Source organism: Sphaerisporangium rubeum (assembly GCF_014207705.1).
In the GTDB taxonomy this organism is placed as follows: Bacteria; Actinomycetota; Actinomycetes; order Streptosporangiales; family Streptosporangiaceae; genus Sphaerisporangium; species Sphaerisporangium rubeum.
In genome coordinates, this window is record NZ_JACHIU010000001.1 from 5,985,952 (window position 1) to 6,012,631 (window position 26,680).

Here is a 26,680-nt window from a genome sequence, read left to right on the forward strand (position 1 = left end):
GTCTAGACGATGGTCCAGCCGAGGTGCAGCTCGACGGCGCCGCCGGAGGTGGACACGAAGCCACCCTTGCCCTTGAGGCCTTCCAGCTCGCCCTTGGCGGAGCCGTCGACGACGGTCCAGTCGCCCTTGGCCTGGCCGTTGGCGAAGGTGCCGTCGATGGCGAGGACGAACGAGCCCTTGCGGCCGTTGACGGTGCCGTTGACCTCCTGGAGGCCGATGAAGCTGGCGTCGCCCTCCCCCTTGGGGTAGACGAGGAGGTACTCGGCGACGCCTTCGCCCTGGATGTCACCGTCGAAGGTGTTGGTGACGCGGGCCTTGGCGAGCGTGGCCTGGCCCTTCTCCTGCGAATAGGGCTTCTCGTCCCAGCCGGTGATCTGGTAGGTGCCCTTGCTCTGGGTCGACATACTCTCTCCTTTCCGTTGGTCGCGTCCTGTCCGCTACCCGTGGCGCACGGAGGCATGCGGCGGACGGCGGAGCACGATGCTCGTGTTGAAGCCGCCGAAGCCGAAGCTGTTGGACAGCGCGTACTCGATGTCGGCGGGCTGTGCCGCGCCTCGGACGAAGCGGCAGCCGTCGTCGATGGGCCGCCGCAGGTTCAGGTTGGGATGCACGAATCCGTCGCGGAGCTGGATGACGGACGCGACGGCCTCGACGACGCCGGCGGCGCACATGCAGTGGCCGATGAGGCCTTTGGTGGCGTTCACCCATGGTGTGCCGATGTCGTCGCCGAACACACGGGTCAGCGCACGCACCTCGATCTCGTCGCCGAGGGGTGTGGCGGTGGCGTGCGCGTTGACGTAGCCGATCTGCGCGGGTTTCACGCCGGCCATCTCCATGGCGCCGGTCATGACGGTCGCCTCGCCGTCCTCGTCGGGTTCGGGGAGGCTGGTGGCGCTCAGCTTCAGGTCGTACCCGGCGAGTTCCGCGAGGATCTCCGCGCCCCTCGCCCGCGCGGACTCCTCGCTTTCCAGGACGACGCACGCCGAGCCCTGGCCGGGGACGAACCCCTCGTGCCGTACGTCGAAGGGACGGCACCGCACGTGCTCGGGGTCGTCGGTGCCGGCTCCGGCGACGGCGCCGAGGGTCGCGAAGCCGCGTTTCTCCATCGGGGACAGGTCGGTGGTGGCGCCGACGACCAGGCACAGGTCCACGGCGCCGGCCTCGACGAGGCGGCTGCCGTTGACGATGCCGACGTTGCCGCTGGCGGAGGCGCCGCCGACGGTGTAGCCCTCGCCTTTGATGCCGAGGACCTGGCTGATCCGGCCGACGCGGTCGGTGTCCATGTACTGCAGCGCGAAGCTCGCCGGGACGTATTCGGGGTGGTCCTGGTACTTGGGGAACATCTGCTGCACGTAGCCGGAGCTGAGGTTGTGGCCGGCGACGACGATCCCCATGCGGTCGGCGGCCGGCGCGGTGTCGTGCAGCCCCGCGTCGCCGTACGCCTGCATGGCCGACACGAGGTCCATCTGGAGCGCTTCGGGGGAGCGGTGCGCGGCCCGCACCGCTTCCTGGCGCAGCGTCTCCGGCAGGCCGGTGAGCGCGGCGACCGCGTCGGGGAAGCTGAAATCCTTCACGGTCGCGGCGAGCCGCGGCCCGCCGTCGCCGTCGCCTTCGACCGGCTCGATGCCGCAGCGGCCCTCGCGCAGCGCCACCGCGAACTCGGGTACCGAGCCCGCGACGGAGCACACGACACCCATGCCGGTGACGACGACTTTCACGAATGCCTCTTCAGCAGGGCCACGAGCGAGGCGATGTCGTGCACCTCCTGGAACTCCGAGATGGGGATGACCAGCCCGAGGTCCTCCATGGTCATGGTGACCACGTCGGCGCGGTCGACGCTGTTGGCGCCGAGGTCGGTCAGGGTGCCGTGCATGGTGACCTGGTCGGGGTCCAGGTCCGGCAGCACGGCGAGCACGTTGGTCTTCACGGTCGTGAAGATGTCGTCTTCGTTCATCGTCATGTGTTCAGCCATTCGTAGGTCCGGTGGTAGTCCTTCGTCCCGGTGTTGACGAGCAGGTCCCGGTCGATACGGGCTCGGCCGAGGATGTCGTCGTACGCGGTGACGTCGACGGTTCTGTCCTGCTCCGGCACCAGGCACGTGAGGTTGGCGGGGAGCACCGCGGCGTACTCCTCGAAGGTCAGCTCGCAGCGTCCTTCGAGGTGCTCGCCGATCCGCATCGGCGCGAGCGCCTCGGCGGAGCGCTGGTCCACGAGTCCGCTGAAGAACTCCGAGGAGCAGCCCGAGCCGTAGGAGTACAGGCCGACGCGGGCCCCGCCGTCGAGCTCCGCGAGTTCGGCGTGGTCGATGAGGCTGCACAGCGCCAGGTACACCGACCCCGAGCACAGGTTGCCGACGACGCTCGGGTACGCCAGCGACGGCAGCACGCGGCGGGTGAAGTCCTCCTCGGCCCGCGCCGGCGGGATGCCGGCGAACTCGCGCATGAGTTTGCGGTGCGCGGCCTTGACCATGCCGGCGAACGGCGTGTGCATGGCCAGGTAGTCGAAGGTCGTGGCGAAGTCGACGTCCTCGACGCGGGACCGGTAGTCCTCGAAGCAGTTGCTGAGGCAGTCCAGGTACGCGAACAGCGACCGGTCGGAGTCGGCGATGTCGAACGTCGGCGTGGGCCGCGCCGAGTCCAGGGTCTCGTAGCTGTGGTTGCCGAACGCGCCGAGGTCGACGGTGAGCACCCGGGGGTCCTCGCCGATGAGCACGGCGGCGGCGCCTGCGCCGGTGGCGGGCTCGGCGTACTGGCCGCGTTCGTCGACGAGCGCCACGTCGGTGGCGATGACCAGGGCTTTGGCGCCGGGTGAGATGCCGGACGCGACGTACGCCACCGCCATCTGCACGGCCGCGGTCGCGGCGTAGCAGGCCTGTTTGACCTCGACGACCCGGCAGGTGGCCGGCAGCCCCAGGTACTCGTGGACGTAGGAGGCGACGGACTTGCTGTAGTCCAGGCCGGACTCGGTGGATGTGATCAGCAGCTCGATGCGGCTCTTGTCCGCCGGGTCCATCAGGTCGACGACCGGTTTGGCGGCGTTGACGGCGTTGCTCACCGGGTCCTCGAACGGCAGGCCGACCGACCGGTTGCGCATCATCAGGTTGCCGATGCGGTCGGTGTCCAGGCCGCGACCCTCGAACAGGGTGCGTACCGGGATCTGCGCCACCCCGCAGTAGACGTTCAGCGCCTCGATGCCGGCCGTCATGAGACACGCTCGGCGAGGACGTCCACCAGCGCGTCGACGTTCGGCACGTCACGGAAGTCCGACAGCGGGGCCCGCAGGCCGAGCCGGTCGAGCACGCCGAGGAGGATCTCGACGCGGTCGACGGAGTCGGCACCGAGGTCCTTCAGGTGCCGGTCACCTTCTATGGGTACCGAGGGGAGGATCTCGGCGATCTGCTGGCGCACCACCAGCTCGACGTCGTCACGCGTCGTCATGAGCACCTCCGGTTGAGAGCACGTGCAGGGTGCTGACCGCGAGCGTCCTTCCGGAGTCCCGGTCACGGATCACGAGGTTCACGATCTCGTCGCCGGGCTCGCCGGCCGTCTCCCAGGCGTCCACCGAGACGCGCAGCACGGCGTCGGCGTCGGCGTTGCCGAGGTAGCACAGGCGGTGGTCGAGCACGACCCGGTCCAGGAACGCCGCGGTGCCACGGCCGAGGTGCCGCCAGAACCGCAGCAGGGCCCAGTCGATGATCGAGAAGTACGAGGCGAAGTACAGCAGGCCGACGCCGTTGAGGTCGCGGGACGGCTCCACCGGGTAGTCGACGGTGAAGCCGTGGCCGAGCGGCACGCGGCCGGCCGGGGTGCCGTCGAGGAAGGTCAGCGCGGTCCTGGCGTGGTTGTAGACGCGGCGCGGTGAGTACGCGTCCGGCAGGCGCGGCAGGTGGTCGTGCCGGAACCCCACGGGGGACGACTTGACCAGGTCCTCGTTGCTGCCGGGACGGCTCCTGGTGATCCACCGGTTGTAGTTCTCGACGTAGATGCAGTCGGGGTCGTCGAACCGGTAGAACGCGTCGGGGTCCACGGCGCCGGACCGCGCGCCTTCGCGCCGCACCTGGTGCAGGGTCAGGATGGATTCGCTGCCGAAGTCGAACAGGCGGGACCGGACGTCGAGGCGGTCGCCGAAGGTGAGGCTGTTGACGTGCAGCCGGCGGCTCGCCCTGATGTGGAAGTAGTAGAACGACAGGTACGTCGGCGCGCCGTCGGGGTTGGTGGCGTCGAACGCGTTGATCCCGCACAGTTCGCTGACGGTGTCCCACGTCCAGTCGCCGAGGCTGCCGGCGAACAGCGAGTTGTGGCCGCACATGCCGGGCTTCACCAGCACCGACCGGTGCGCGGTGCCGGCTTCGCCGGGTGCGGTCGTGTGGACGGTCATGACACACCTCCGAGGAACTCGGCGATGACGGTGTTGACCTCGGCCGGGCTGGTCAGGCCGGGGAAGTGGCCCGCTTCGGGGATCTCGGCGTAGGTCGCGTCGGGGATCGCGCCGTGCAGCAGGTGCGCGGTCTTGGCGGGGATGACGGTGTCGTGCGCGCCTTGCACGATCAGCGTCGGGACGGTGACGTCGGGGAGGCTCGCGAGCAGGTCGGGCCGGTCGGCGAAGACGTCCAGGTACCGCAGGCCGATCTGCGGGTCCATGCTCTCGGCGCGCAGCAGCGTCGCGGTGAGGCGTTCGCGCTCGGCGGTGAGGCGCTTGGAGCCGCTTTCGGCGATGACGTGGTCGAAGTCCTCGTTCGCCACCACTTCGAGGCGGTTGATCTCGCCGACGCGGTTGCCGATGCGGTGCGAGCTGGCGATCAAGGTGAGCGACGCGGTGTCCTGCGGGTACCGCAGCGCGAACGACAGCGCGGTCAGGCCGCCGAACGACCAGCCGGCGACGTGCACGGGGAACGGTTCCCCGAGCTCTTCCAGCACGTCGTGGCACAGGCGCGCGATGCCGTCCAGCGTGATGTCCGCCGCGGCGGTGGTGCGGCCGACACCGGGGTGGTGCACGCTGACCAGGCGGTACGACTCCGCGAGCGCCGCGAACTGCTCGGCGTACACCCCGGCGCCGATGTTGAACGGATGCATCAGCAGCAGGGTCGGGCCTGAGCCGGCGGTGAAGACCTCCACGTCGCCGTCCGGGGTGCGCACCAGATGGTCGGTGACCTGCGGGTTGTGCTCGCGCAGCACGTCGAGGTTCTCGTTGCGGGGCCGGTGCCGTTCACGCAGCGCCTGCTGGACGTCCTCGGGGACGCTCTCGGCGGGACGGTACTCGGCCTGCGCCGCCGCCGCGCCGGTCAGCGCGCCGTCGGCGACCAGACGTATCACGCCGCCGCCTGCCTCGTGGTACGCCGACGCGATGCGCGCCGCGGCGTCCTTGGCGTCCACCACGCCGAACCCCACAGGGACGGCGAGCCGGACGCAGCCGTCGCGGCCGAGGTGCGGGCCGCCTCTGACGCCGGTCTCCCGGTACAGCCACGCGAGGCACGACATCACCGGGTGGTCGTGGCCGGTGAACATCTCCATGCGGGAGACATCCAGCAGGACGCAGTGGCCGCCTGCCGGTGCGACGACCGGCACACCGGCGTCGTCCAGGCCCTGCCACAGGGTCGCGACGGCCTCCATGCGGGTGCGGACCTGCGCCGACACGGCGGCACGGTCGGTCAGCGCGGCGGCGATGAGCTTGCGGTCGTGCAGGCCGGTGTCCCTGCCGTACGTGGCGACGCGTTCCCGGACGGCCTCGGCCACGCCGGGGTCCCTGGTCGCGAGCAGGCCGCCGCTCGTGAGGCCGAAGTCCTTGGTCAGGCTGATGGTGGCGTGGTCGGCGAGCTCCAGGATGCCGGTCACGACGTCCCACTCGTCACCGCCGGTGCTGTCGGTGATCGCCATCGCGTTCTCCATGACGCGTGCGCCGTCGAGCACCAGCGGTGCGCCGAAGCCGGCGGCGGTGGTCCTCACCTCGCGCAGGTTCGCCAGGGAGATCGGGTGGCCGCCTGCGGCGTTGTCGCTGAGCTCGACGCAGACGAACGCGACATTCTTGTGGTCGCGCAGTGCCGTGCGCAGGGCCTCGACGTCGATGTCGCCGGACTCCTCGGTGCCGGGGATGCGCACCGGCTCGAAACCGGCGTCCACGAGGCTCAGGTACCAGGTCGGGAACAGGCCGTTGTGGAGGACCGTGCCGCGTCTGCCGCGCCACGACCGGCACAGCAGGGCTTCGGCGGAGCGGCCGGAGGCGGTGGGGACGACCAGGGGGAACGGCAGCCAGTCGACGTGCGGGAGTTCGTCCGGCATGCCGGTGGCGCGGGAGGTGAGGTCGCGCATGCGGCCCTGGATGAACGGGGAGTCCAGCTCGGCCCAGGAGTCGGTGACGAGGTCGGTCTCGACGCGGCCGGCGGGGACACGGATGGGGTTGAAGCCGTGGGCCTTGAGCAGCTCGTCGCGCGCCGCCACGGCGGCGTCCGGCGGGACGGTCTCGCGCGGTGCCGTGGTCCGGCGCTCCTTCGTGGCCGTGCGAGCGGCCTTCGGCTTGCGCTGCTTGGCCCCGGCGGTCGGCTTGGCCCCGGCGGTCGGCTTGGTCCCGGCGATCTGCTCGGCCTCGGGGGACGCGTGGGCCTCTGGGGTCGCCTCCATGTGCGGGTCGGCGATCATGAGGATGACGTCGGCCACCGACGTGCGGTCCCGGCCGGCCGGCTGGCACAGGTAGATGGGGACGTTCACCGGACGGAACTTGTTCTTGAACTGGAAGTTTCCCTCGCCGAAGATCCCCACTGAGCGCAGTTCGCCGAGTGCCTCGGCCACGTCCCGCGCGGCGTTCCCCGCGTCGCCGTCCATCTGCACGCCGAAGCTCGCGCCGAAGCTGAACATCGAGACGCCTTCCGCGACGAGGATCTCGATGATCTTCGTGATGGCGTACTCCAGGCCGCCGAGCGGCATGTCCTTGGGGTAGAACTCGGCGTCCAGCAGGTACGCGTTCTCCGACGGGATCTTGGTGATGATGACGGCGTTGGTCAGCGCGTCGTCCCGGTACGTCAGGAACATGCGGTGCCTGCCGGTGTCCAGGGACCCGTGCTCGATCTCGCGCCGCACCACCGCGACGTACGGGTTCACCATCTGCTTGCCGTGACCCCAGCGGTCCACCAGCTCGGCGGCCTCACGGTCCACCGCCGCGTCCGCACCCGGGTGGTACTCCACGGTGCGGCACTCGGCGTTCTTGGCGAAGCGGCGCACCATGTACCGCAGCCGCTCCATGCGGCCACCCTTGAGCGTGAACTTCTCCAGGTCGTCCAGCCGCTGCACCGCGCCGAACGGCGTCGCCGTGTACGGCCGGCCCGCCACCTCGTCCACCGGGATCAGCGAGAAGAAGTTCGGCCTGTGGCCGTTGCGGCGCGCGTAGGCGTCGTACTGCTCGACCAGCACGGGGAAGTACTCCTCGGAGCCGACATAGCTCCAGGCCAGCAGGTTGCCGTCCTTCTCGGAGAAGTTCAGGTACCCCTCGCGCTCGGCCCCGAGGAACGCCAGCGGCGCGATGTCGCGGCCCGCGAGGCCGCCTTCCTTGGCGTGCCGGCGGTCGATCTCGGCGAACGTCTCACGCAGGTCCGGGTGCTCCGCGACCCGCCGCTTCGCGATGATCAGCGGCTCACCGTCCCGTACGTCCACGTCCGTGCCGGCCACCTCCGCGACGGTCTCGGCGCGGCGGGTCTCCTCCAGCGATCCCGCGCCGTACTCGCCGTCCAGGTGCGCCGCCAGGTCGGCGACGGTGGGGTGGTCGAACAGGAGGGTCTTGCGCAGCGCGCCTACGCGCTTCTCCAGCGCGCTGACCACCCGCAGCATCTCGAAGGAGGTGAGGCCGTTGTCGGCGAAGGTACGTGCGGGGTCGACGTCCCGTTCCACGACCTCGGTGACGATCCGCGAGACCCGCTCCTCGGTGGTCCCGGCGTCCGAGGCCTGCTTGGTGATCACTCGTTCCGAGACGACCGGGTCGTCGGGGTCCGCCGGCTCCGGGGCCGCGTCGGGGACGACGGACGCCGGTGCGGCGGCCTGATGGCCGGGGATGGCCTGCTCCACGGCGCGGCTCAGGCGTTCCAACGTGTCGTACTCGTACAGCTCCGAGGCCTGGAGGTCCAGGGAGTACGCGGCGTTGACGCCTTTGACGAGCTCCATCCTGAAGATCGAGTCGAGGCCGAGGTCGGCGAACGGCGTGTCCGGGGAGACGTCCGCCGGGTCGGTGCCGAGGATGCCGGAAAGGCGTTCGCGCAGCATCTCCTCGACCCCTGTGCCAGGGGCGGGATCGGTGTGCGGTGCCGGCTCGGTGGCGGTGACCGCTTCGGGGGTGGTGATCGGCGCCGCCGTCCGGGAGCCCGTGGATTCGCGGAGCCTCAACCCGCTCGGCCGCTCCTTCCCCGAAGGACGCTCCGGCCGTGACGAGCTGGGACGCAGGCGCACCTTCGTCCTGGTCGTTCGGGTCGCCGGCGAGGACTCGGTACGGTCCGCCGCCGGGGTCTTCGGACGCTCGGCGGCCGGGGTCGTGGGACGGTCCGCCGGGGTCTTCGGACGCTCGGCGGCCGGGGTCGCGGGACGGTCCGCCGGGGTCGTGGGACGGTCCGCCACCGGGGTGGCGGCGCTGCCGGCGGCCGGGGTCGTGGCTTTTCCGTTCGGTGAGCGGGACGGGATGGTGAACCAGTGCTCGGTGCGTTCGAAGGGGAAGCTCGGCAGGGAGACCCGGCGTGGCCGGGGGGCCGGCCACAGGTCGTGCCAGGCGATGTCGGCGCCGTCGACCCACGCGCGGGCCAGTTCGGTGAGGTCGCCGGAGGCCGGGGCCGTGGCGGTGCTTCCCTTGCGCACGGTGCCTCGGTGGACGCCGGGGGTGCCGGGGCCGCCGGTCAGTGCCACGATGGCCTGCTGCAGGGTGGCGGCCTCCACGGCGAGACGTTCCGCCATGGGTTCGCGGCCGGCCTGCAGGGTGAAGCAGACCTGGTCCAGGTCGGCGTCCGGGTGGTGTGCCAGGTGGCGGGCCAGACGGCGGGTGTACTCCTCCAGAGCGGCCGGGGTGCGCGCCGACAGCACCAGCAGGCGGGGGCCGGCGGTCCGTGGCTCAAGCGACCCGGTCCTCTCGTGTGCGCCGGTCGTCTCGTGTGACCCGGCGGCCGGTGTCCGTACGTGCGAGCCGTCGCCGGTCTCCCGGCCGGACGGTTCGTACGCTTCCAGGACGACGTGCGCGTTGGTCCCGCCGAAGCCGAAGGAGCTCACTCCGGCACGCCGGACCAGGACACCCGAGGCGTCGGGGACGGCGTCCCAGGGACGGTGCCGGTCGTTGACGTAGAAGGGGGTGCCGTCGAGGCGCAGGTACGGGTTCGGCTGCTCGTAGTTGATGGTCGGCGGCAGCTCGCCGTGGCGCATGCACAGCAGGACCTTCAGCAGGCCGGCGATGCCGGCGGCGGCCTCAAGGTGGCCGATGTTGGTCTTCACCGAGGTCACCGCCACATGCGGCTCGGCGGGGGCCGGTCGGTCCCACTCGTCGTACAGCCGTGCGAACGCCTTCTTCAGACCCTCAATCTCGATGGGGTCGCCGAGGCGGGTCCCGGTGCCGTGCGCCTCGATGTGGGTCACCGTCGCGGGGTCGACACCGGCCCTGCGGTAGGCCCGGACGAGGACGTCGGCCTGCGCCTCGGGGTTCGGCGCGGTGAGCGAGGTGCTGCGGCCGCCGTGGTTGACCGCGGTGCCCCTGACGACGGCGAGCACGTTGTCGCCGTCGGCCAGGGCCGCGGCGAGCGGCTTGAGCAGTACGGCGCCGCAGCCCTCGCCGCGCGCGTACCCGTCGGCCCGCTCGTCGAAGGTCTTGCAGGCCGTGCTGAGCATGCCTGACTCGGTGAACGCGACGTACAGGCCGGGGCTCAGGGTGAGGTTGACGCCGCCGGCGACGGCCATGTCGCACTCGCCGTCCTCGATGGCGCGGACGGCGCGGTGCAGCGCGACCAGGGAACTGGAGCACGCCGTGTCGATGGCCTCGCTCGGGCCGCGCAGGTCCAGCACATGGGACACACGGTTGGCGAGGATGCAGCTCGCGACACCGCTCGCCGTGTGCGCCTCCACCGGGACGCCGTGCTCACGCAGCAGGTCGTCGTAGTCGCAGGCCGACACCCCGGCGAACAGGCCGGTCACCGTGCCGGCCAGGTCGGACGGCCGGTAGCCGGCGTCCTCGACGGTCCGCCACACCGTCTGCAGGAACAGCCGCTGCTGCGGGTCCATCGTCGCCGCCTCCTTCGGCGAGATGCCGAACAGCGCCGCGTCGAACGACCGCACGCCGTCGATGAACCCGGCCCGGACACCGGCCGTGCCGGGGTTCTCCCGCAGCTCGGCCCGGTCCTGCGGCACCGGCCGCACCAGGTCGTCCCCGGCGACCAGGTGCCGCCAGAACGCGTCCAGATCCTCCGAACCAGGCAGCGTCCCGGCCATGCCGATGATCGCGATTCCTTGAGTCCCGCTGGATGCCGGTGCCACGGCGTGTGTCTCCACCGGTTCCTCGGTGTGGCCGTCCCCCAGGATCCGCGCCGGTTCCTCGGTGAAGGTCTTCGCCGGTTCTTCGGTACGGCTGTCCGCCGGTTCCTCGGCGCGGGTCCGCGCCAGGTCGTGGTGACGGCTGTCCGCCGGTTCCTCTGCGCGGCTCTGTGGCGGTTCTTCTGTACGGCCCGGCGAAGCGCCGTCCGGACGGTTCCGTTCCGGGTCGTCGCGTCGTGCGGCCACTATCGCGCCGCTGTGGTTCTCCGCCAGGTAGGCGCAGAAGCCGCTCAGGTCGGCGGCCTCGAACAGGACGGTGGGGAGGAGATCGATGCCGTACAGCTCGTTGACCTTGTCCACCAGCTCGGCGATGGAGATGGAGTCAAAGCCGCTGTCGGTGAGGTCGCCGTCAAGGTCCACGTCGTCCTCGTCGACCAGCAGGAACCCGGCGGCGATGCGCCGGAGGTCGGCACGGACGGCCTCGTGGGGGTCGACGTCCCCGGTGCCGGCCGCCGCGTCGTTGCCGGTGCCGGTCGTGGCGTCGTCCCCGGTGCCGGCCGCCGCGTCGTTGCCGGTGCCGGTCGTGGCGTCGTCCCCGGTGCCGGCCGCCGCGTCGTTGCCAGTGCCGGTCGTGGCGTTCCGGTCGGCGTCGCCGGTGCGCGTCGCGTCCTGGACGTCGTGGCCGTCACCGGTCGGGGTGGTGTGGTCGAGGTGGCCGGAATCGTGATTCGCGGGGGTGTCCACGTCCGGGGTCTCCCTTCGCTGTGTCCGGCCGGTGCCTTCCACTACGACCAGGCAGGGTTCCTGGCCGGCCAATCCCCTTGCGAACGCCGTGAGGCCCGCGCGTGTCGCCATGGGGACGCTTCCCCAGCGGCGCGCGAACATTCGCCGGGTCACGTCGTCCACGGTCATGCCGCCTTCTTCCCACAGGGGCCAGCAGACGGCGATCGTCCGGCCGGCGCCGCGGGCCTCGCGGGTCTCGGCGAAGCGGTCGAGGAAGGCGTTGGCGTAGGTGTAGTCGGCCTGGCCGAGGTTGCCGGTCTCGGCGGCGACCGACGAGAACAGGGCCATGAAGTCGAGGGGTTCGTCGCGCAGGGCCTCGTCGAGGAGCATCGTGCCGAGGACCTTGGGGCCGAGTACGGCGTCGGCGTCGGCGCGTTCCTTGCGTGCGGCTCTGGCGTCCCTGTGGACGCCGGCGGCGTGGATGACGCCGTTGATCGGGCCGAAGCGGCGCCGGGTGTCCCCGACGAGGCGGGTGAGGTCGCCGGGGTCGCGGACGTCGGCCTGGACGTAGGTGGCGGGCAGCGCCTCGACACGGGACCGCAGGTCGTCGTCCAGGGATGAACGGCCGGTCAGGACGAGGTTCACGGGGCCGTGCGCGGCGAGGTGCTCGGCGAACGCGAGGCCGATGGCCCCGGCGCCGCCGGTGATGAGGTACGTCCCGCCGCGCCGCAGCCGCAGGCCCGCCTGGCCCGGCTGGAACGGCGCCAGGACCTTGCGTTCCCGGACGCCGTCGCGGTACCGCACCTCGGTGACCTGCTCCTCGGGTGTGGCGGCCTCGGCGGGGTCGCGCAGTTCGGCCAGGATCGGCTGCTCGTAGCCGGTGGCAGGCAGCGCCACGGTCACGCCGCCGAAACGGCTGTGTTCGAGCGCGAGGGTGCGCAGTACGGCGGTGAGTGCGGCGTGGTGGGGACGGGGGCCGGTGTCGTCCTCGGTGTGCGCGACGACGGCGCGCAGCGGGTCGCGGCCGGGGGTCGCGAGGAGCGCGGCGGCCGTCCACAGCAGAGGGTAGAAGCTCCGGTCAAGCTGCGTGCCGACCGTGTCGGGCCTCGGGAACGAGCCGGTGAGGAGCTGCACCACGGCCTCGGGGGCCGTGTCGCGCTCGGCCAGCTCGGCGGCGAGCCGCCGCGTGTCGGCGGGGCCGCCGGCCAGGTCGAGGATGTAGAGGTCGTCGTCGGCGGCGTAGGTGGTGCCGTGGACGGCCATCAGGCAGCGTGTGCCTGCCTCCCTGAGCCGCGCGGCGAACGCGGCGACGGCCCGTTCGTCGTCGCCGAGCAGCAGGACGGTGCGCGGCAGCGGGCCCTGGCCGGTGAGCGGAGCGCGTTCCCAGACCGGACGCAGGTAGGTGCAGCGCGCGTCGGCGTCCTCGTCCACGGTGGTCGTGACGAACGCCTGCGCGTTCTCTCCGCGCACCGGCTCGGGTGTCTCCTCCACCGGGGTCTGCTCGTGCGCCGGTTCCCGTGTCTCGTCCGCCGAGGCGGGGACGTCGGGGCCGGGGAGCCAGTAGCGGCGGCGGTCGAAGGGGTAGTCCGGCATGGTGACGCGGGCCGGGTGGGGGGACGGCCACAGGGGTCGCCAGTCGACGGGGAGGCCCTTGACCCACAGGCGGCCGAGTTTGGTGAGCTGGCGGCGTTCCATGAGGGACGTGACGAAGGCCGCGCCGTCGTCGTCGCCGAGGAGGTCGAGGTCGTCGGAGGACGCGCCGGCGGTGCCGGTCGTGACGCCGGCGGGGTCGCCGCCGGCGGCGAACTCGCGCAGCGCGGCGGCCAGCCCGGCCAGGTCGCCGGCGCGGGCCGCGAGACGTTCCGGCAGTTCGGCGCGGCCCACCTGGCTCGTGTAGGCGAGGGCTCGCAGCGTCGGCGCGCCGGGCTGCTCGGCCAGGTCGGCGACCCGGCCCGCCAGGGTCCTGAGCTGGTCCCCGGTGCGTGCGGAGAGCAGGACGATCTCCTCTTCGGCGGTGGACGGCGGCGGCGGTGTGTCCTGCGGCATGTACTCCTCCACGACGATGTGCACGTTCGCGCCTCCGGCGCCGAAGGAACTGATGCCGGCGCGACGGGGGACGGTGCGCGGGACGCCGCCGACCTCGACGACGGGACGGGTCCACTCGGCGGCCTGAGCCGGGTGGAACGGCGAACCCGCGAAGTCGATCTTCGGGTTGGGGGTGGTGAGGCCGGCGCACGGCGCGACCTGGCCGTGCCGCATCTGCAGCAGGACCTTGGTGAGGCCCGCGATGCCGGCGGCGCCTTCCAGGTGGCCGATGTTGGCCTTCACCGAGCCGACGGCGCACCGCTCGGGGGCCCGCGCGGTGGAACGGAACGCCTTGGTCAGGCTGGCGATCTCGATGGGGTCGCCGAGCGCGGTGCCGGTGCCGTGCGCCTCGACGTAGGAGATGGTCGCCGGGTCCACACCGGAACGGCGTATCGCCTCGGCGACCAGTTCGGCCTGCGCGTTCGGGTTCGGCACGGTGTAGCCGGAGGTCCGGCCGCCGGCGTTGGCGAACGCACCCTTGATGACGGCGTGGATCCGGTCGCCGTCCGCCACGGCCTCGGCCAGCGGCTTGAGCAGGACGGCGCCGACCCCCTCCCCCGGCACGAACCCGTCGGCGGCCTCGTCGAACACCTTGCACGTGTCGCCGGCGGACAGCATGTTGAACGAGCACAGCGAGACGTGGTGCGCCGGGTGCAGGATGAGGTTCACCCCACCGGCGACGGCCATGGCGCACTCGCCGCGCCGCAGGCTCTCGCAGGCGAGCTGGATCGCGGTCAGCGACGACGAGCAGGCGGAGTCGACCGCGAAGCTCGGGCCGCGCAGGTCCAGCACGTACGACACGCGGTTGGCGATCGACCAGTACGCCGAGTGGGCCCCCGCGTACCGGCCGCGCGGCCAGCCCTCGGCGGCGGCCATGCGGCCGTAGGAGCCGTACATGGTGCCGACGAACACGCCGGTGCTCGGTTCCCTGGTGTGCTCGCCGAGGTAGCCGGCGTCCTGGAGCAGCGTCCACGCGGTCTCGAGGAACAGGCGCTCCTGAGGGTCGATGGCCGCGGCGTCCCTCGGCAGGATGCCGAAGAACGCGGGGTCGAACCGGTCGACGTCCTCGATGAACCCGCCCCATCGGCTGTAGGTGCGGTCCTTGCGGCCACGCTTGGGGTCGAAGAGGCCGTTCAGGTGGAATCGGTCCTCGGGGATCTCGGTGACGCAGTTGACGCCGTCGGCGAGGTTGCGCCAGAAGGTGTCGAGGTCGGGGGAACGCGGGTAGCGGCCGGTGACCGCGATGACGGCGATGTCCAGCGGGCCGGTGCCGCCTGGCTCCTGGACGTCCGCGACGGGGGCCTGCGCCGGCACCGGCAGCGGGCCGGGGGACGGCTCCTGAGCCGGTTCGGTGACCTGGGTGGAGGTCTGCGTGATCTCCGCGGACGGCACGCCTGCGGGTTCGGGCTGGAGCAGGGGACGCAGCCGGTCCTCGTACTCGGTGAGGAGGTGGTTCGCCAGTTCGTCGATCGTGAGGTTCTCGAAGAGCAACGTGGCCGGCAGGGTGCCGAGGTCCTGCTCGAAACGCTGCACGATGTTCTGCGTGACCAGTGAGTCGATGCCGAAGTTGTCGAACGTGAGCTGCTCGCCGAAGTCCGCGTTCCGGTACTTGAGCACCTCGGCGAACACCTGCTTGATGTAGGCGCGCACCGGCTTGTCCAGGGACGCAGGCGCGGCCCCGGGTGCCGGAGCGGACGGCGGCACCGGCGCGGTCCGGCGTGCGCCGACCAGGACGCACTGGTCCAGGTCCTCGACGGGGGTGCCGGGGATGCCGTGGGTGCGGGCCGGGGTGAGGCCGGTGGCGCGCAGGACGTCGTGCCACTGGCCGGAGCCGAGCAGCGGCGCGTGCGGGAGGCGGCGCTCGGGGTCGGTGAAGCGCCACCAGCCGGGGGTCAGGCCGAACGTCAGCGTGAGGAAGTCCGCCGCGCGGGTGACCTCGTTGACCAGCAGCACACCACCCGGCGCGAGCAGCGTGGCCGCGTTCCGCACGGACTGTTCGATGTCGGTGGTCGCGTGCAGCACGTTCGTGGCGAGTACGACGTCGAACCCTCCGGCGGAGAGATCCTGGTCCGCGGGCTCGCGTTCCACGTCGAACAAGGCGTAGGAGACGAAGGGGAACCGTTCCCCGAACGTCTCCTCACCGTGGAGCAGGAACGCCGAGGAGACGTCGGTGTAGACGTACTCGACCGGCACGCGTGTCGCCGCGACGGCCGGCAGCACGAACGCCGTGGCGGCACCGGTCCCGGCGCCGGCCTCCAGCATGCGCACCGGCCGCCGGGTCTCGGCGTACACGCGCCGCGCCGCCTCGGCGGCCTCCCCGGCCAGCAGGCGGTTGAAGTAGTCGGACGCCGTCTGCCCCCGGTACACCTGCTCCACCAGCTCGACGCTGCCGCCGGGGAACATGACCTCCATGGGGTCCCGGTCGCCGGCGAACACGTCCGTGAGCGCGTCCACGCACGTCGTGAGCAGACGGACGTGCGGCTCCATGTCGGGGAACCGCGCGAGCAGCCCCTCAGGTCCCGCCGTCGCCGTGCCGTCCGCCTGGACGGTCAGCGTGCCGTCCTCCAGGTGGATCCTGCCCGACGTCGCGAGCATGTGCGTCACCGCGTCGAACAGCCGTCCCCGGTCCTGCCGGACCCGGAGTTCCCCGCGCAGGTCGCTCACCGCGATCCGCTCGCCGGGTGCGGGGAGCACCGGGGTGAGCGCACGGAACGCCAGGTCCCGCGCCAGTTCGTCCAGAGCGGCGAACGCCTGCCGCGCGCGGTCCAGCTCGTTCGGCCCGGCCGGCGCGGTCCGCCGCCGGACCCCCATGTCGGCGAGTCCCCGGGGGGAGCCCTTCACGACGACGGCCTGGCGCAGGCCGTCCTTCAGGACGCGGGTCAGGGACGCCAGGCCTTCTTCCGGCTCGATGGAGCCGATGCCGAGGCCGGCGAACCGGTCGGCGTAACCCTCGCGTGCGACCGCGCCGACGCTGCCCCAGAAACCCCAGTTCACCACGACGGCCTTACGGCCCTCCGCGGCGAGGCGCAGGGCGTAGGCGTCCTCGAAGGTGCCGGCGGCGGCGTAGTTGGCCTGGCCGGCGGCGGCCACGAACGACGCCGCCGAGGAGAAGAAGGCGAGGAAGTCCACCGGCTGGTCGTGCAGGCCCGCGGCGAAGGACGCGGCCCCGGTGACCTTGGCGGCGAGCACCTCGGCGAAGGTCGCCTCGTCCATGTTGGCGAGGCTCTTGTCGCGCAGCACGAGGGCCGCGTGGAAGGCGCCGTTCAGGGGGCCGAACCGGTCCGCCGCCGCCGTGACGGCCGCGCGGAACGCGTCCCGGTCGGCCACGTCGGCCCGCAGGTAGACGGCCTGGCCGCCGAGGGACTCGATCTCGGCGATCTGGCGGGTGACGGCCTCGGTGGCGGGTTCGCGTCCCACCAGGGCCAGGCGTGCGCGCACCGTCGTGGCGAGGTGGCGGGCCAGCACCTGGCCGATGCCGCCGGTGCCGCCGACGATCAGGTACGCGCCTTCGTCCCGGAACACGTCCCCGGCGCGCGCCGTGCCAGGGGTGTGCGGCTCAAGGACCCGGACCAGCCGCTGATCGCGCAACGCGACCAGCGGCTCGGCGCAGTCCTCCGCACGCAGCCGGTGCGCCAGCTCCCCGGGGTCGGCCGGGGCCGGTCCCACGTCCACACAGCAGGTCTTCCAGCGCGAGTACTCGGCACCGGCGCTGCGGATGAGGCCGATCAGCCCCGCCGCGTGCGGGACGACCGGTTCGCCGGCCGCGGGGATCATCGGCCTGCTCGCGTCCGGGCCGATCGACTCACCCATGGCCGGCTCACCCGTCTCCGAGGCGGTCGGCTCGACCATGGCCGAGATGCCGGCGCCGGTGTCCGGCACCGGCAGCGCTCCGGCGACCACGGCCTTCAGCGTGAGCGCGCGGCCGCCGTACTTGGCGGCGATGAGCTGCTTGACCAGGCGGAACACGGCCGGTGTGGTGGGGTCGTCCTCCGGTGGGGACTGCGGGTCGGCGGTGCGCGCGAGGACGTAGACGGTGTCGTACGCCGTCCCCGTCAGGTCGGGGGTCTCCCCCAGCGGCGCCACCGTCGTGCCGTCCCCGTGCAGGTCGGCCAGCGCGCGGGCCACCGGCTCGTCGGCCGGGGTGTGCAGGATGAGCGCGGTTCCTCCCGCGGGGGGTTCGGTGAGCTGCTCGGCCGCGCGCCACGCAGGAACGAAGATCATCTGCGGGTCCTGCCGGACGCGTAGCGTCACCCCGGTGAACCTGGCGCAGACCTCACCGCGCTCGTCGGCCAGCCAGACCGAGTACCGGTCCCTGCCGTGCGCGCGCGCGTAGGCGCGGCCGGCGCCGGTGAGCGGCCGCAGGAGGTCCACGGACTCCACGGCGAACGGCACCGCAGGCGCCGGGTCGTCCCCGCCGCGCACCGCCGCGATCGCCTGCAACGCTCCGTCGAGCAGCGCCGGCTGCGGCGCCTCGGTCCCCCACCGGCGCGGCGGCGCGCAGAGCTCCGCCAGCACCTCGTCCTCGCCGGTCCGCAGCTCGCGCAGCACCTGGAACGCCGGGCCGTAGCGCAGCCCCGCCTCGTCGAACGCGGTGTAGAGTTCCGCGCCGTCGATCCACCGCGTGCAGCGAGCCGCGATGGCGGCCAGGTCGAGCGGTTCCACGTCCTGCGCGCCGGGCCGGATGACACCGTTGGCGTACGTGACCGCGCCGTCCTCCAGGGTGAACGACGTCCTGCCGTCCTCCTCGGTGAAGGAGAAACCTGCCTGACGCGGCTCGGTGATCTCGTACGGCCGCAGCCAGCGGACCTTCGAGATGGTCAGCGGCAGCGGAAGACCGGACCGGCCGGCGGCCATCACCAGGGACGCGACACCCGGCAGCACCGGCGTGTCCATGACGCGGTGGTCGGCCACGATCCAGTCCTCGGGACGGATCAGGTCCGGGGTGGCCGATGCCGTGTCGTCCCGGCTCGGGTCCGCGGTGGCCGCCGCGTCGCCGGCGACCCGGTCCGGCGTCACCGGAGGCGTGCCGCCGGGTCGTGCGGCCGTGCCGGTGGCCGCCGTGGTGCCGCGCGGCGCCGCGACCCAGTGGCGGTCGCGTGCGAACGGGTAGACAGGCAGCGGGACCCTGCGGCCGGGACGGTCGCCGAACAGGCCGGGCCAGTCGACGTCCTCACCGGCGCGGTACCGGCGGACGACGTCGGCCGACGCGCCACCTGTGCCGGCGCCGGCCGGAGCGCGGAGCGCGGCCAGCAGTCCGTCGAGGTCGCGCGCGACCACGGCCGTGCGGACCGGCAGGTGGGGACGGCCGACGGCGAGGGTGTAGGCGACGTCGCGCACGTCGAGGCCAGGGTGTGCGGCGAGGTGGTCGGCGAGGTCGCTCAGGCGGCGGTCCAGGGCCTGCTCGGTGGCCGCGGACACGGGGACCACCACCTCGGCGGCGGGGGCCGGGTCAGGAGCCGGCGGGGTGCCGGCCGGTTCGGAGACCACGATGTGGCAGTTGGTGCCGCTGAAGCCGAAGCTGCTGACGGCGGCGGTACGGCGGCCGGAGGGGCCGGGACGCCAGTCGGACAGCTCGGTGACGACCTTCAGCGGGAACCTCTCCAGGTCGATCTTCGGGTTGGCCGTCGTGTAGCCGGGGGACGGCGGCAGCCGCCGGTGACCGAGGGCCAGCAGCACCTTCAACAGGCCACCGATCCCGGCCGCGGTCGTGGTGTGACCGACGTTGGCCTTCAGCGAGCCGAGACCCTGGACACGGGTGCCGTCTCCGTCACCGGCCGAGTGACCGTGGACGCGGACACCGGATCCTCCTCCCTCTTCCCCGCTCACCGCCGCGTGATCGCGGTCCTCGGTGCGCGGGCCGAAGACCTGGGTCAGGGCCTTGGCCTCGATGGGGTCGCCGAGTGCGGTGCCGGTGCCGTGGGCCTCCACGTAGTCGATGTCCTCGGGACGGATGCCGGCGCGGCGGTGCACGGCGGTCAGGAGTTCGGCCTGGGAGGCGGCGCTCGGCGCGGTGATGCCGTTGGTCGCGCCGTCGCCGTTGGTGCCACTGGCCCGGATGACGGCGTGAACGGTGTCGCCGTCCGCGAGCGCGCGGTCGAGCCGCTTGAGGATCACGGCGCCGACACCTTCGCCGAGCACGATGCCGTCGGCCGACTCGTCGAACGGCGCGCACCGGCCGGTCGGGGACAACATGCCGGCGCTGCTGCACCAGATGTGCATCTGCGCGGTCGTCATGACCGCCACCCCACCGGCGATGGCCGCCTCGCACTCGCCGCGCCTGATGCTCTCGCACGCCAGGTGCACCGCGACCAGCGAGGACGAGCAGGCCGTGTCCACCGCCATGGTGGGGCCGCTGAAGTTCAGCAGGTACGCGATACGCGCCGGCAGCACCGACGACACGTTCCCGAGGAACGCGTGGCCGCTGTCACTTTCCCCCGCCGCCGCGAGCAGCCGCGAGTAGTCCCCCGCCGCGCACCCCACGAACGTCCCCCACGGCCGCCGCTCCCCCGTACGCGCCGCGTACCCGGCGTCCTCCAGCGCGTGCCACGCCTCCTCCAGGAACAGCCGCTGCTGCGGGTCCATGGCCTCGGCCTCCAGCGGCGAGACGTTGAAGAAGCCCGCGTCGAAGGCGTCCACGTCGGAGAGCATCGCTCCCCACTTGCTGTACGTCGTCCCCGGCGTCCTGCGCTCGGGGTCGTACACGGCGTCCACGTCGAACCGTCCGGCGGGAACCTCACCGATGCTGCACCGTCCGGCGGCGAGGTTCTCCCAGAACGCGGCCAGGTCCGGCGCGTCCGGGAACCGGCCCGCCATGCCGATGACGGCGATCTCGGCCGTGGTCGTCCCGGCCGGCGCGGGTGCCGCCTCGACCGGCTCGGGTCCGGCCACCGTCACGCCGGGTCCGGTGGCGCCGGGTCCCTTGGAGGCGGGTCCCGTAGTGATGTCGGGTCCGGTGGCGCCTATTTTCTTGGTGCCGGGTCCCGCTGCGCCGTTCCGCGCCTCGGTGGCTGGACGGAGGTCGAGTCGGACCTGGTCAGGGCCGGTGGACGCGGACGGCACGGAACGTGCGCCTGGCTTGCCGAGCCTGATCTGGCCGTTCTCCGTCAACAGGGACGAAGGGGATGCGCTGATCTCGTCCACCGGGGCCGAGCCGTTCGAGGTGGTCGGCGCGGCCACCGGGGAAGGGCCGGGGTCCGGTGCGACGACTCCGGCCGTCGGGTCGGCGGCCGGGGACGGTGGGGAACCGGTGGCCTGGTCCGTGGTTTCTTCCGCGACGGCCGGAGTGGGCCCGGGGGTCATCGGAGCGTGTTGCGTGGCGGCCGTGGTGAGGACGAAGTCCACCAGAGCGGGGATGGTCGGGTGGTCGTAGACGGCCACCGAGTCCAGGTCGACCTCGAATCGGCGGTTCACGTCGCGGACGATCTCCACGGCGCCGATCGAGTCCAGACCCATCTCGCTGAAGCTCTGGGTCTCGTCGATCTCGTCCGCCTCCAGATAGAGGTGGGACGACAGGGTCGCCATCACGACCTCGCGCACCGCGGCGGCGTCCGGCGACGGCGCGGCGACGGCGGGCTCCGGGGCCACGGTCTCGGCCACGGTCTCGGCGACAGGCTCGGGGGTCGCGGAGGGCTGTGGGGTCGTGGGACGGCCGTGGAAGTTGCCGATCTTGTCGAGGTGGGTCTGGACCAGAGACGCGGACTGCTCGCCGAGGACGCGTTGGTGCAGGTCGACCTCCCTGGCGACGACCTCGGTGAGGCGGCCGAGGGTCCGGCCCGCGAGTTCGGTCTTCAGTGCGCGCAAGGCGGGAAGGGGAAGCGCGGCGATGGAGCGCGCGTGGCGGAGCGCGGCCTTCAGGACGTCCTGCTGCGGGAGGATCGTGACACCGGCGCCGCGTCGTTCCAGTTCCTCACCGCTGACCGAACGCGCCGTGTACAGCATCTCGTGCGCCAGCGACCGGCCGAAGCGCTCCTCCAGGACGTACGTCGCACCCATGCCGGGGGTGAAGCCGAACTTCATGAAGTTGGCGCTGTACACCCCTTCCCTGGCCATCAGCACGACGTCCGCGAACAGGCCGTACGCCAGGCCGCCACCGGACGCGTGGCCCTGGATCGCGGCGATCACCGGCCGGTCGCACTTCAGCATGCCTTCGTACAGGAACGGCACGTCGGTGAAGCGGCCCTGGCCCTCCGACAGAGTGCGCAGCGCCTCCGGGGTGCCACCCATGCTGAACACCTTGCCTGCGCCGGTCACCACGACGGCCTTCACGTCGTCCCGCTCCGCGATCCGCGCGAACGCGTCCCGCAGACCCGTGATCAGCCCCTCGGTGAACATGTTCGGCCCGGAGTTCATCGTCACGAGCGCCACACCGTCCTGGACGGTGAACCGCAGGTCCTCCTGTTCCTGCGGCTGCTGCTGTTCCACCGGGTACGAGACGGCGGGTTCGGCGTCCGGCGCCTTCGACGTGTCCGCGTGAGTGACGTCCGCGGGAATCGCCGTGTCGCTGTACGGGTCGTCGGCATGCGCCTTGTTCATGTGTGGAGTCTCCGCGTGCGTCGTGTCCGCTCCGGTGTCCGTGGGGGCCGTGGTCACGAGCGGCGTGCCGGGGTCCTTGCGGTTGCCGCGCCAGCCGCCGATCCAGCAGCGTTCCTCCTGGAACGGGTACGTCGGCAGCGAGACCCGGCGGGGCCGGTCCTCGGCGGTGTGGCACCGCTGCCAGGGGACGCGGCCACCTGCCGTCCAGTACGCGGCGAGGTCGCCGAGGCGGCCGTCGCGGAAAAGGCGGACGCTTTCGTCGGGGGTGGGGCCGTCCTCGGGTGCGTCGGTACCGGCGGTGCCGGTGTACGCGCCGGGGCCTGGGTCGTCGCCTGCGGCGAACGCCGCGAGCCGGTCGCGCAGCGTGGCCGCGTCCGGGACGACGAGAGCCAGTCGCACCGGCAGCGCGGCCCTGCCGACCTGGGTCGTGTAGGCCAGGTCGGCCGGCGAGACGGCGGATCCGTGGACCTGGTCCGAGGACTCGCGGTCCCGGCTGTGCCGGTCCTCGCTCGGCTGCTCACCGGTGGAGGCCTCGATGGCCGCCAGGTCGTCCACGGTGCTGTCCAGCGTGATGCCGGGGACGGCCGTCAGGCGCATGAGCGAGGCGGCGTCCAGGCCAAGGTCACCGAAGGTCTCGGTGGGGTCGATCTGGTCGGCGGGGACGCCGAGGAGATCGGCCACACGCTCGGCGACGTGGCTCCGGCCGACCGGCGCCTGCGGTGGCTCGGACGTGGCGGTCGCACCGGTCGCGCCGGTCGTGGAGTCCAGGAACCGGACGTACGCCTGCGCGTAGTCCCTCAGGGCCTTCTCGCCGCGTGCCGACAGCAGGAACAGGTACGGGCCGGTTGCGGACGAGCGTGCGGGAGGAGCGTCGTGTTCCTCCACCAGGAGGTGCGCGTTCGCGCCGCCTGCACCGAAGGCGCTCACGCCGGCGCGGCGGGGGGTGTCGCCGGAACGGGTCCACGGGGTGAGGGTCTGCTGGACGTGGAAGGGGGTGGCGGTGAAGTCGATGTGCGGGTTCGGCTCCCGCGCGTGCAGAGACGGCACCAGGTGGCGGTGCTTCATCTGCAGCAGGACCTTCGTCAGCCCGGCGATGCCGGCGGCTCCCTCCAGGTGGCCGATGTTGGACTTCACCGAACCCAGCGCGCAGCCGGCCTCCGGCTCTCCGGAAGCCGAGCGCGGACCATCGACGTCGGAACGACCATTGGACGTGCCGTCGTCGAAGGCCTTGCGGAGACCTTCGACCTCGATGGGGTCGCCGAGGGAGGTGCCGGTGCCGTGGGCCTCGATGTAGCCGACGGTGGAGGGGGACCAGCCGGCGCGGCGCAGTGCGGTGCCGATGAGTGCGGCCTGGGAGGTGGGGCTCGGGACGGTGGCGCCGCTGGTGCGGCCGGTGTGGTTGACGGCGGAGGCGCGGATCACGCCGTAGATGTGGTCGCCGTCCCTGCGGGCCGCCGCCAGCGGCTTGAGCAGGACGGCGCCGACACCCTCACCTGGTACGTAGCCTCCGGCGTCCTTGCCGAACGCGCGGCAGCGGCCGTCCGGGGAGAGGAAGCGGCCCTGAGCGAGCTGCAGGTACTTCTGGGGGTGCACGCTCACGTTGACCCCGCCGGCCAGGGCCACCGTGCACTCGCCGCGGCGCAGGCTCTCGACGGCCATGTGCGCGGCGGTCAGCGACGAGGAGCAGGACGTGTCGAGCGCCATGCTGGGACCGTCGAAGTCGAAGGTGTAGGAGACACGGTTGGCGATGGAGGCGTGCATGGCCAGCGGAGCGACGCCGCCTTCGCCGCCTTCGACGAGCTGGTAGTGGTTCCACATGACGCCGGCGAACACGCCGACGCTCTCACCGGTCAGCGCCTCCGGCGGGTACCCGGCGTCCTCCAGCGCGTGCCAGCAGGTCTGGAGGAACAGCCGCTCCTGCGGGTCCATCCGTTCGGCGTCGCGCCGTGAGACCCCGAAGAACGCGCGGTCGAAGCGGTCCACGCCGTCGAGGAAGCCACCCCAGCGGCCGTACGTCCTGCCTTCGCGGTCCTGGTCGGGGTCGTAGAAGGCGTCGTGGTCCCACCGCTCCGCCGGCACCTCGGTGACGCAGTCGCGGCCTTCGGCGAGGTTGCGCCAGAACGTGTCCAGGTCGGGGGCCTGCGGGTACCGTCCGGCGAGGCCGATGACGGCGATCGCGTCGTCGTCGGGTCCGGCGGTGGCCGGTCCGGTGACGGTCCGCTCGGCGTGGGCCGGCTCGGCGGTGGTCCGCTCGGCGTGGACCGGTTCGGCGGGTACGCCATCGGTGGGGGGCTGCTCGGTCTGCTCCGGTGCGCGTAGCAGGTGGGGGACGCGGTCCTCGTCGCCGTGCAGGACGACGAAGCCGGGGCCGCCGGTGGCGAGGCCGCGGGTCAGGACCGAGAAGGCCTCCTTGGTCGGCAGGGGGGTGAGACCGGTGTCACGGCGTGAGCGGTCCACGGCGGCGGCGTCGATGCGCATGCCGCCGTCCTGCCAGTACGGCCAGCCGATGGCGAGCGTGGTGCCGGTGCGGTCGTGGCGCGCGGCGCGGCGGCGAGCGAAGGACTCCAGGTAGGCGTTGGCGTACGCGTAGGCGGACTGGCCGGCGTTCGGCAGGGTCGCCGCGAGCGACGAGAAGACGAGGAAGAAGTCCAGGTCGTCGTCCTTGGTGGCGGTGTCGAGGTTGGTGACGCCGCGTGTCTTCGGGGCCAGCACGGCCTCGACGTCCCCGGCGTCCTGCCGGAAGTACAGGCCGTCCCGCTGCACGCCTGCGCAGTGCACGACGCCGTCGACGCGGCCGTACCGGTCGCGCGCGCCGGCCACGGCGCGTTCCACCTCGGCCAGGTCCGTGACGTCGGTGCCGGTGCCGCGGCTGAGCACGACGACGTGTGCCTCGTACTCGGTCTCCAGGTGCTCGGCGAGGAGCCTGCCGATGCCGCCGGCGCCACCGGCGATCACGTACACGCCGCCGTTCCTGACGGGGACGGTGCCGGTGGTCAGCTCGTGCTCGACGTGGCGGCGCACCGTGCGGACACCGCCGTCGTAGCGGATCTCCGCCTCCGGGGACGTGTCGCGCAGGGCTCGCGCCAGGTCGTCCGCACCGGCCCTGACGCTGCGGCAGCGCAGGACGGGGGTCTCCGCCGAGATGGTACGGGCCAGGGCTCCGGCGGCGTCCCCGGCGGGGTCCGTGCCGTCGTGCACGTAGGTCAGGGTCACCGGGTCCTGCGGTCTGGTGTCGATGATCGCGCAGGCGAGGGACCGGATCCGCAGGCACACACCGGTGGCGTCGTCCCCGGCGCCGGCGGCGAGCACGACGTGACGCGGGAGCGGCGCCGTCCGCGTCAGGCCGGCGAGCAGCCGTGCCGCCTGGTCGCGGTCACGCAGATCGAGACGGTAGGTCCGCTCCCCCGTCTGCTCGAAGTCGTCACCGTGCTCGGCCCGCACGACGGTGGCGGCACGCAGACCGGCGAAACCGGCAGACCCAGCCGGCCCGGCAGAGCCAGTGGACCCCGTGGACCCGGCCGGGCCCCCGGATCCGGCGGACCCGGCGACCTGAGGTGCGATGACCAAGACGTCGCCGAGGTCGCCGTCCTGTGTGCCGGGTTCCGGCACCCACACCTCGCGGTACGCCACCGTGCGCTCGGGTCCGGACACCGGAGACGTCTCAGGGACGCTCGCCGGCTCGTGCTCGGTCGCCGACGGGACGTCCCGCGGCTCGGCGTCCGCCAGGCCGTCGTACGTCTCGGCCAGGTGCGCGGCGAGGCTCTCGATGTCGCTGTACTCGAACAGCAGCGTCGGGTAGAGGCTCCGGCCGACGAGCCGTTCCAGTTCCTCGCTGAGGCGGACGAGGGTGACCGAGTCCAGGCCGAGGTCGTAGAAACCCAGGTCGGCGGGGATCTCGGCGGCCGGCCTGCCGAGGCGTTCGGCGACCATCTCCCGCAGGCGCGTCACGAGCGCCTTCGGCGCGGACCGCTCGGCGGACTCCTCGGGTCCGGCCGACTCGGCCGAGTCGGTGGACTCGATGACGAGCAGCTTCTCCATCAGTCCGGGGTGCCTGATGCGCTTGCAGGACAGGCCGGTGAACCCGGCGACGAACCGGCCCTCCTCGTCGTACAGCTCGTAGTCGTTGGTGATGACGTCGCCGGACGGGGCCAGGGTCTCGGGACGGCGCGCGTACACGTAGAAGGACGGGCCGAGGCGGTGCGGTGCGCGGAACTCGCGGACGTACACCGGGATGAACGGCTCCTCGCCGGACGCCTTGGTCTGGCCGAGGCCCGCGATGGTGGACGCGTCGAGCGCGGCGGGGTGCAGGTGGAACCGCTCGTGGCCCGGCTCGGGGGCCGCGAGCCGCAGTTCGGCGAGGAGGCCGCCGCCGCCGTGATGCAGGGGACCGGCGCACTTCATCGCGTCGCCGTGCCTGATGTCCTCGGCCCTGGCGCGTTCGTACAGGTCCTCCATGTCGCCGGTCCGTTCGGCGGCGGCCTTCAGCGCCTGCGGGTCGATGGGGGCCGGCTCGGGGTGGTCGGTGAACACGAGTTTGCCGACGAGGTTCCTGCGCCACCCCGACAGGGGGGTGCCGTCCTTCACCCAGCGGCTCTCGGTCGTGATCTCGTGTTCGCCGTCGCGCGCCTCCTCCACCGTGACGCGCAGCTCGCGGTCGGCGTCCTGGTTGGTGGCGACGGCCTCGGTGAACAGCACGTCACGCAGCACGGCGCGGTCGTGGTCCCACCCGGCGGCGGCCAGGGTGCGGTAGATGATGTCGAAGAACACCACGCCTGGCATGACGGACACTCCGTGCACGCGGTGGTTGCGCATGATGAAGTCGGCGTGCGTGAGCAGGGTCTGACTTTCGATCGCCGGCATGT

Annotated in this window: 7 protein-coding genes; all 7 read right to left on the minus strand. The window is 72.4% G+C overall.

Annotated features, from left to right (window positions below; all coding sequences use genetic code 11):
• Window positions 1-2 precede the first annotated feature (2 nt).
• From BJ992_RS25500 to BJ992_RS25530, 7 genes are read right to left on the minus strand one after another with little or no spacing between them, the layout of a single operon-like run.
• Entirely contained in the window at window positions 3-404 is a 402-nt protein-coding gene (locus BJ992_RS25500; protein WP_184985205.1) for a DUF3224 domain-containing protein, read from the minus strand.
• A 33-nt stretch (window positions 405-437) separates the two neighbouring features.
• Window positions 438-1,718, minus strand: coding sequence for a beta-ketoacyl synthase N-terminal-like domain-containing protein (locus BJ992_RS25505; protein ID WP_221474971.1), 1,281 nt, complete (start codon window positions 1,716-1,718; stop codon window positions 438-440).
• Window positions 1,715-1,960, minus strand: a complete 246-nt coding sequence (locus tag BJ992_RS25510) for a phosphopantetheine-binding protein (RefSeq protein WP_221474972.1) — start codon at window positions 1,958-1,960, stop codon at window positions 1,715-1,717. The genes BJ992_RS25505 and BJ992_RS25510 overlap by 4 nt, the downstream gene beginning before the upstream one ends.
• Window positions 1,957-3,204, minus strand: coding sequence for a hydroxymethylglutaryl-CoA synthase family protein (locus tag BJ992_RS25515; protein WP_184985209.1), 1,248 nt, complete (start codon window positions 3,202-3,204; stop codon window positions 1,957-1,959). The genes BJ992_RS25510 and BJ992_RS25515 overlap by 4 nt, the downstream gene beginning before the upstream one ends.
• Window positions 3,201-3,437, minus strand: coding sequence for a phosphopantetheine-binding protein (locus tag BJ992_RS25520; protein WP_184985211.1), 237 nt, complete (start codon window positions 3,435-3,437; stop codon window positions 3,201-3,203). The genes BJ992_RS25515 and BJ992_RS25520 overlap by 4 nt, the downstream gene beginning before the upstream one ends.
• Window positions 3,424-4,377 (minus strand): LnmK family bifunctional acyltransferase/decarboxylase, encoded by a 954-nt coding sequence (locus BJ992_RS25525; RefSeq protein WP_184985213.1) that lies wholly within the window; start codon window positions 4,375-4,377, stop codon window positions 3,424-3,426. The genes BJ992_RS25520 and BJ992_RS25525 overlap by 14 nt, the downstream gene beginning before the upstream one ends.
• The gene (locus tag BJ992_RS25530; RefSeq protein WP_184985215.1) at window positions 4,374-26,678 is read right to left on the minus strand and encodes an SDR family NAD(P)-dependent oxidoreductase; all 22,305 of its coding nucleotides are present in this window, start codon (window positions 26,676-26,678) and stop codon (window positions 4,374-4,376) included. The genes BJ992_RS25525 and BJ992_RS25530 overlap by 4 nt, the downstream gene beginning before the upstream one ends.
• Between the last annotated feature and the right edge of the window lie 2 nt (window positions 26,679-26,680).